Annotated in this window: 5 protein-coding genes; 2 read left to right on the top strand and 3 right to left on the bottom strand. The window is 73.8% G+C overall.

Features of this window, described 5'->3' with window-relative positions; translation table 11 throughout:
• Positions 1 to 105: 105 nt before the first annotated feature.
• Positions 106 to 1077 carry a hypothetical protein gene (locus VNL12_RS03190; RefSeq protein WP_325591441.1) on the top strand — a complete coding sequence of 324 codons (972 nt, stop codon included), beginning with the start codon at positions 106 to 108 and terminating at the stop codon, positions 1075 to 1077.
• A gap of 125 nt (positions 1078 to 1202) precedes the next feature.
• Here the strand turns inward: VNL12_RS03190 and aceE are convergent, their stop codons facing one another.
• Both aceE and VNL12_RS03180 read right to left on the bottom strand, forming a co-directional pair.
• Entirely contained in the window at positions 1203 to 3911 is a 2709-nt protein-coding gene (aceE, locus tag VNL12_RS03185; protein WP_325591439.1) for a pyruvate dehydrogenase (acetyl-transferring), homodimeric type, read from the bottom strand.
• A gap of 45 nt (positions 3912 to 3956) precedes the next feature.
• On the bottom strand, positions 3957 to 4493 hold the full coding sequence (locus VNL12_RS03180) for a hypothetical protein (protein ID WP_325591438.1): 537 nt from the start codon (positions 4491 to 4493) through the stop codon (positions 3957 to 3959).
• 92 nt (positions 4494 to 4585) lie between these two features.
• On the opposite strand from VNL12_RS03180, the gene VNL12_RS03175 reads away from it, so the two are divergent.
• Positions 4586 to 5659 carry a ribonuclease H gene (locus VNL12_RS03175; protein WP_325591436.1) on the top strand — a complete coding sequence of 358 codons (1074 nt, stop codon included), beginning with the start codon at positions 4586 to 4588 and terminating at the stop codon, positions 5657 to 5659.
• 30 nt (positions 5660 to 5689) lie between these two features.
• Here the strand turns inward: VNL12_RS03175 and VNL12_RS03170 are convergent, their stop codons facing one another.
• Complete coding sequence (locus VNL12_RS03170) at positions 5690 to 6328, bottom strand: class I SAM-dependent methyltransferase (protein WP_325591435.1); 639 nt, start codon at positions 6326 to 6328, stop codon at positions 5690 to 5692.
• Positions 6329 to 6424: the final 96 nt, after the last annotated feature.

Genomic DNA, 6424 nt, shown 5'->3' with positions numbered 1-6424 from the left:
GGGCCCGCAGCGGCCTGGGGGCGACCTGATCGTGCTCCGGTACGGCGCGAGGGGACCCGTGCGGGCGCCCCGGGCTGACCGCGGGCGTCGCCTACGGTCGCGACGATGTCTCCAGCGCTCGACCTGTCCCGACGCCGCGCCCGGCGTGGCCTGGCCGTCGTCGTCGCCTCGCTGCTGGTGGGCGGGGCCTGCTCGTCGGGCGATGACGGGGCGTCGACCACCACCGAGGCGCCGCTCACCGCGGCAGCTGATCGCACCGATGTCTCGACCGGCGACCTGGGCCCGTTCTCGTTCAGCCGCCAGGGGGTGGCGGGGGCCGGCACCCCGCTCGGCGCGGGGTTGGAGGTGCCGGACGGCTCGCTGCTGCTCGGCGTGCCCTTCCCGGACCTCGTCGGGGGCGGCTACCGGGCTCTGCTGCTCGTCACCGGCGAGCCGGTCGAGGTGTTCAACTCCTTCGACGAGCAGGGCGCCGCGCTGGGCATGGAGCTCGAAGGCGGGTGCCGCGGGGTCGACGGCGAGCTGGAGTGCACCGGGCGCCTCCTCGACCGTGCCGACGGCGAGAGCCTGACCCTGGCGCTCGACCGCCGGGTCGACGAGACCGGCGTGGTGTCGGGCCTCGGTCTGAGGTACCGACCTCCGGGCAGCGAGGAGACGGGGGGCGGCGGCCCGTCCACCGCACCGGCGCCGACCGCGCCGGTGCTCGACGTGGCGCTGCCCGAGGGCCCGGTGGCCCAGCCCGACGACGCAGATGTGGCCGCCGCCCTGCGGGTGCCGGGCTCACCGGTGCGCTCGGTCGAGCTGGGCAGCCGGCTCGTGGGCATGCCCGGGCCGTGCGCGTGTGAGGACATGGGGTGGTCGTTCGTGGTCGAGGTCGACGGCATGATCCGCGACGTGATGGCGGCCTACGCCCGCCAGTTCTCCGACCTGGGCGACCCGCCCGACATCGCCGATCGTCGTCGTGACGGCGTCGCGCTGCTCGGCCTGCGCGTCGGGGGCGGCGACCAGGTCGCCGAGATCCGCGCCGTGGCGCCCGATGTCGGTCCGACCTACGCGATCGTGACCGTCATCGGCTCCTGAGCCCCGCCCGCGGTCGGTCGGGACGGCTCGCCGGTCCCCGTCGTCAGAGCCCGAAACCGCCACCATGGTGCGCTCCACGGCCCCCACCGGGCGGCGGTTTGCTGGTTCGACCAGCATGGGTCAGGTCATCGGGTCCAGGGCGGGGCGACATCGACGTCGATGCCGTGGCGGGCGGTGGCCTTGGCCACCTCGCTGGGGTCGATGTCGCCCTCCCGGGCCAGGCTCGCCAGCACCGCGACCACGACGTGGCCGGCGTCGGTCTCGAAGAACGATCGCAGCGCCTCGCGGGTGTCGGAGCGGCCGTAGCCGTCGGTGCCGAGCGACGTGTAGGGGCGGGGAGACCAGCGCGAGATCTGGTCCGGCACCGCGGCCATGAAGTCGGTGACGGCCACGATCGGTCCCTCGCCCGAGTGCAACAGCTGGGTCACGCGCGGGATCCGGGCCGGCTCGGTGGGGTGCAGGCGGTTCCACCGCTCGACGGCGAGGGCCTCCTCGCGAAGCTGCTTGTAGCCCGGGGCGCTCCACAGGTCGACGCCGACGCCGTGGTGCTCGGCCAGCTCGGCCTGGGCGGCGCGGGCCGCGAGGTGGGCGGTGCCCGAGAACAGCACCGATGCCCGGGCCGGAGTGCCCTCGGGGGCGTCGGCCCAGTGGTAGAGGCCCTCGACGATGCCCTCGGCCGCGCCCTCGGGCATGGCCGGCATCGGGTGGTTCTCGTTGTAGAGGGTCAGGTAGTAGAAGACGTCCTCGGCGTCGGGCCCGTACATGTGGGTGATGCCGTGCTGGACGAGGGTGGCCACCTCATAGGCGAAGGCGGGGTCATAGGCCCGGCACGCCGGCACCGTCGAGGCGAGGAGGTGGCTGTGGCCGTCCTGGTGCTGGAGCCCCTCGCCGAGCAGCGTGGTGCGCCCGGCGGTGGCGCCCATCAAGAAGCCCTTGGCCCGGGCGTCGCCCGCCTGCCAGATCAGGTCGCCGACGCGCTGGAACCCGAACATCGAGTAGAAGATGAAGAACGGCACCATGGGCACGCCCCGGGTGGCGTACGACGTCGCCGCCGCGGTCCACGAAGCGATGGAGCCGGCCTCGGTGATGCCCTCCTCGAGCAGCTGGCCGTCCTTGGCCTCGGTGTAGGACAGCAGCAGCGAGTGGTCGACGGGCTCGTACTGCTGGCCCTGCGAGGCGTAGATGCCGAACTCCTTGAACAGCGAGTCCATCCCGAACGTGCGGGCCTCGTCGGGGATGATCGGCACGATGCGGCGACCGAAGCCCTCGGTGCGGGCCAGGGCCCGCAGCAGCCGGGTGAAGGCCATGGTGGTGCTGACGGCCTGCTTCCCCGAGCCGCCCAGCAGCTCGGCGAAGGCCTCGCGGGGCGGCAGCGGCAGCTCGCTCTTGGTGCGCACGATGCGCGACGGCAGCGGGCCCCCGAGGGCCTGGCGCCGCTCCATCAGGTAGGTGTGGGCGGCGCTGCCCTCGGGCGGCCGGTAGTAGGGCGGGTCGCGGTCCTCGGCCAGGGCGCCCTCGGGGATCTCCTCCTGCAGGAACAGCCGCTCGCGGAGCGTGCGCAGCTGGGTGATGGTCATCTTCTTGATCTGGTGGGTGGCGTTGCGGGCCTCCACGCCCTCGCCGAGGGTCCAGCCCTTCACCGTCTTGGCCAGGATCACCGTCGGCGCGCCCCGGTGCTCGGTGGCGGCACGGTAGGCGGCGTACAGCTTGTGGTAGTCGTGGCCGCCGCGCGGGAGGGTCCGCAGCTCGTCGTCGGTGAAGTCCTCGACCATCGCCCGCAGGCGCGGGTCGGGCCCGAAGAAGTGGTCGCGGATGTGGGCGCCGTCGGCGGTGGCGTAGCGCTGGAAGTCGCCGTCGACGGTGGTGTTCATCTTGTCGAGCAGCACGCCGTCGACGTCGCGGGCGAGCAGCTCGTCCCAGCGCGAGCCCCAGATGACCTTGATGACGTTCCAGCCCGCGCCCCGGAACACGGCCTCGAGCTCCTGGATGATCTTGCCGTTGCCGCGCACCGGACCGTCGAGGCGCTGCAGGTTGCAGTTCACGACCCAGATGAGGTTGTCGAGGCTTTCGCGCGCCGCGAGGGCGATCGATCCCAGCGACTCGGGCTCGTCGGTCTCGCCGTCGCCCAGGAAGCACCACACCTTGGTGGCGTCGGTGGCGTCGAGCTGGCGGGCGTGGAGGTAGCGGTTGAACCGGGCCTGGTAGATCGACGAGATGGGGGCCAGTCCCATCGACACCGTGGGGTACTCCCAGAAGTCCGGCATGAGGCGCGGATGGGGGTAGCTCGAGAGCCCCTTGCCCCGGAGCTCGCGGCGGAACCCGTCGAGCTGCTCCTCGTCGAGGCGGCCCTCGAGGTAGGCCCGGGCGTAGATGCCGGGCGCGGCGTGGCCCTGGATGTGCACGGCGTCGCCGGCCTGGCCGTGGTCCTTGCCCCGCCAGAAGTGGTTGAAGCCGACCTCGTAGAGCGCGGCGGAGGAGGCGAAGGTGGCCAGGTGCCCGCCGATGCCGTCGGCCGCCTTGTTGGCCTTGATGACCATCACCGCCGCGTTCCAGCGGATGAAGGCTCGGATGCGGCGCTCGAGGTCCTCGTCGCCGGGGAACCAGTACTGCTGGTCCTGGTCCTGGCGGGGGATGGAGTTGACGTACGGCGTGCGCACCGGCGCGGGGATGCCGAAGTGCAGGTCGTGGCTGCGCTCGAGCAGCTTCTGCATCAGGAACTCGGCCCGGGAGCGCCCCTTGACGCTGGCCACCGCGTCGAGCGATTCCATCCACTCCCGGGTCTCGTCGGGGTCGGTGTCGGGGAGCTGGCCGACGAAGTCGTCGTGGATGCTCATCTGCGCGTTCCTGTAGGGGACGGAGGACGGTGCGTCCCTACTCTCTCACCGCTGATGTGGGTTCACACCGGGTGGCGGTGCGCTCTGCGGCGCGGCCGGGCGGATCCAGCCCGGGTCGAGGCCGGCGCCGCCGGGGTGGGCCGGACTCGTGCACCGCCAGCGGGAGTGAGCGGCGCGCTGGAGGAGCAGCGCCGCACCCAGGAACACCACCGCGGTGGTGAACGCCCATGCGCCCTCGGCGCTGCGGTAGCTCGCGCCGTCGGTGTCGCCGGCCCCGTACAACGAGGCAACGCTCAGGGCGAGCCCGGCGGCGAGCACTGCGGGGACGTAGGTCCACGCCCGCGGGCCCGGGTTCCGGCCGGTGGCCCCGGCCCGGTGGCGGAGGAAGATGGTGACGACCACCGGCAGCACCAAGAGCGAGAGGACCAGCCCTTCGGGCCCGCCCCCGGTGCGGGCCGAGACATCGGGCCCTCCGTCGGTGGCCCACCACGGCAGGACGGGGCTGACCGCCATCAACGCAAGAGCGACGCCGGTCGCCGCCGCGCCGAGCCCGCGGAGGGTCTGGTACGTCACGTCGTCCATGGCCGCTCAGCCTGCCCCCGGGCCCGGACGTGGAGACTGGGGAGGGCTCCCACTCGTTCCCGTGGCAGGGCGGGGTCTGCGAGGCTCGCCGGGTGCTGACGGTCGTGTACACCGACGGGGCCTGCTCGGGGAACCCGGGGCCGGGGGGCTGGGCGTGGGCCGTACCCGGCGGGGCCTGGGGCCGGGGCCACGACACCGCGACCACCAACCAGCGCATGGAGCTGCGGGCGGTGCTGGAGGCGACCCGCGCCCTCGACGGGGAGCTCGACGTGGTCACCGACTCGACCTATGTGGCCAACTGCTTCCGCGACGGCTGGTGGCGGGGGTGGGAGAAGCGGGGCTGGCGGAACTCCCAGAAGCAGCCGGTGGCCAACCAGGACCTGTGGAAACCGCTCATCGAAGCCCACAAGGCAGGGCGCTTCGGGGTGCCCCGCTGGGTCAAGGGCCACTCCGGCGACGAGATGAACGACCTGGTCGACCGCCTGGCGGTGGCCTCCAGCCTCGGCGGCGACGACGCATCGGGCTCCGTCCCCCCCTCGCCCGAGGACCTCGGCCCGCCCGACCGCATCGTGAGCGTCGCGGGAGCGACGGCGGCCACGCCCGTGACTCCCAGCTCGCCGTCACTGCGGGAGCTCGACCCGGCCGAGCAGCGGGCCGAGCGCCGCCGCCGCGACGGGCGCATCCCGGGCGGGACGCTGTGCGTCGTCGGCGGCCAGCGCACCCTGCCCGACGGTCCCGGCCCGCTCCGAGATCGGCGGCGGCGCCTGGGCGAGATGATGGCGGCGCATGCCGTGCTGCACCCGGACCTCCTGGTGCTCACCGGGCTGCGCCCCGGGGCCGAGGCGCTGGCCGGCGAAGCCGCCGAGGACACCGGCGTCGACTGGGCCGCGGTCCTGCCCTGGCCCGATCCGCAGGACCACATGCGTGCCGCCGATCGGGCGCGCTTCGTTCACCTGCGGTCCCGGGCGCCGCAGGAGATCACCCTCGGGCGCAAGGTGCCGGCGACGGTGGCCGACCGGGCCGCGGCCCTCAGCCGGCGCGACGCCTGGCTGGCTGCCGCCGCGGACCTGGCCCTCGTGGTCTGGGACGGCGAGGACCCCCACGGCCGCAGCTTCGTCACCCGCATGGAGCGCGCCCTCGGCGACGACGTCACCGTCATCTGGTAGCCGTCTCCTGGTGCGGCGGTCGGGTGCCGGTCACCGGCTTCGGCCGACGAAGCGGAACAGCGTGAGGTCGGGGTCGAGGGCCTGCGGTGCGCCGTCGAAGCGCTCGGCGCCCACCGCGAAGCCGCCCGGCCCAGGGGACTCGAAGGCCAGGGCGGTGGCGCCGATCCGGTCGAAGCCGGCCCGCACGGCAGGGGTGAGGTCGGGTGGCCACCGGTGGCGGGTCCACAGCACCGTTGCCCCCCGCCGGCAGAACATGGGGACCGCCGCGATGGTGGTCTGCACGTCGTCGTCGGAGACGTTGCCGAAGATCCCGCACAGCAGCACCAGGTCGGCCGGCACCGCCCCGGCGACCGCTGCCGTCCGCCCCGCGTCGCCTTGGATCAGTCGCGCGTCCAGCTCGATGTGCTCTGCGCGGCGTCGAGCGGCACCCACCAGGGTGGGATCGAGCTCCACCAGGTGGGCGACGATGTCGGGTCGACGAGGGTGATCGGCCGCTGCTCCGAGCAGGTCCCGTCCGTCCCCGGCGCACAGCGAGACCACCCGGACCGGCCCCGGCGGGGCCTCGTCGAGCGCCGTGCGGATCAGTCCCCGCACCACGGCGAGGCGGGCCGTCAACGAGCGGTCGGGATCGTCGTAGCCCCGGTGCCAGCCCACCCAGTCCCGTCCCATCGGCTGAGTCTCGCCCACCCCGGGGGCGTGAATGCGGTGGGTTTCCGCGCGATCGGCGGCGGCCCGCCGAGCACCGTCGGGTGGGGTCTGGGAGGA

Origin of the sequence: Iamia sp. (genome assembly GCF_035575815.1) — a bacterium.
Taxonomy (GTDB): Bacteria; Actinomycetota; Acidimicrobiia; order Acidimicrobiales; family Iamiaceae; genus Iamia.
This window is presented reverse-complemented; position numbering and strand designations above follow the sequence as displayed.

Coding starts and splice junctions, on each gene's coding strand:
- aceE (WP_325591439.1), bottom strand. CDS start 3,911: ATGAGCATCCACGACGACTTCGTCGGCCAGCTCCCCGACACCGACCCC.
- VNL12_RS03170 (WP_325591435.1), bottom strand. CDS start 6,328: ATGGGACGGGACTGGGTGGGCTGGCACCGGGGCTACGACGATCCCGAC.
- VNL12_RS03180 (WP_325591438.1), bottom strand. CDS start 4,493: ATGGACGACGTGACGTACCAGACCCTCCGCGGGCTCGGCGCGGCGGCG.
- VNL12_RS03190 (WP_325591441.1), top strand. CDS start 106: ATGTCTCCAGCGCTCGACCTGTCCCGACGCCGCGCCCGGCGTGGCCTG.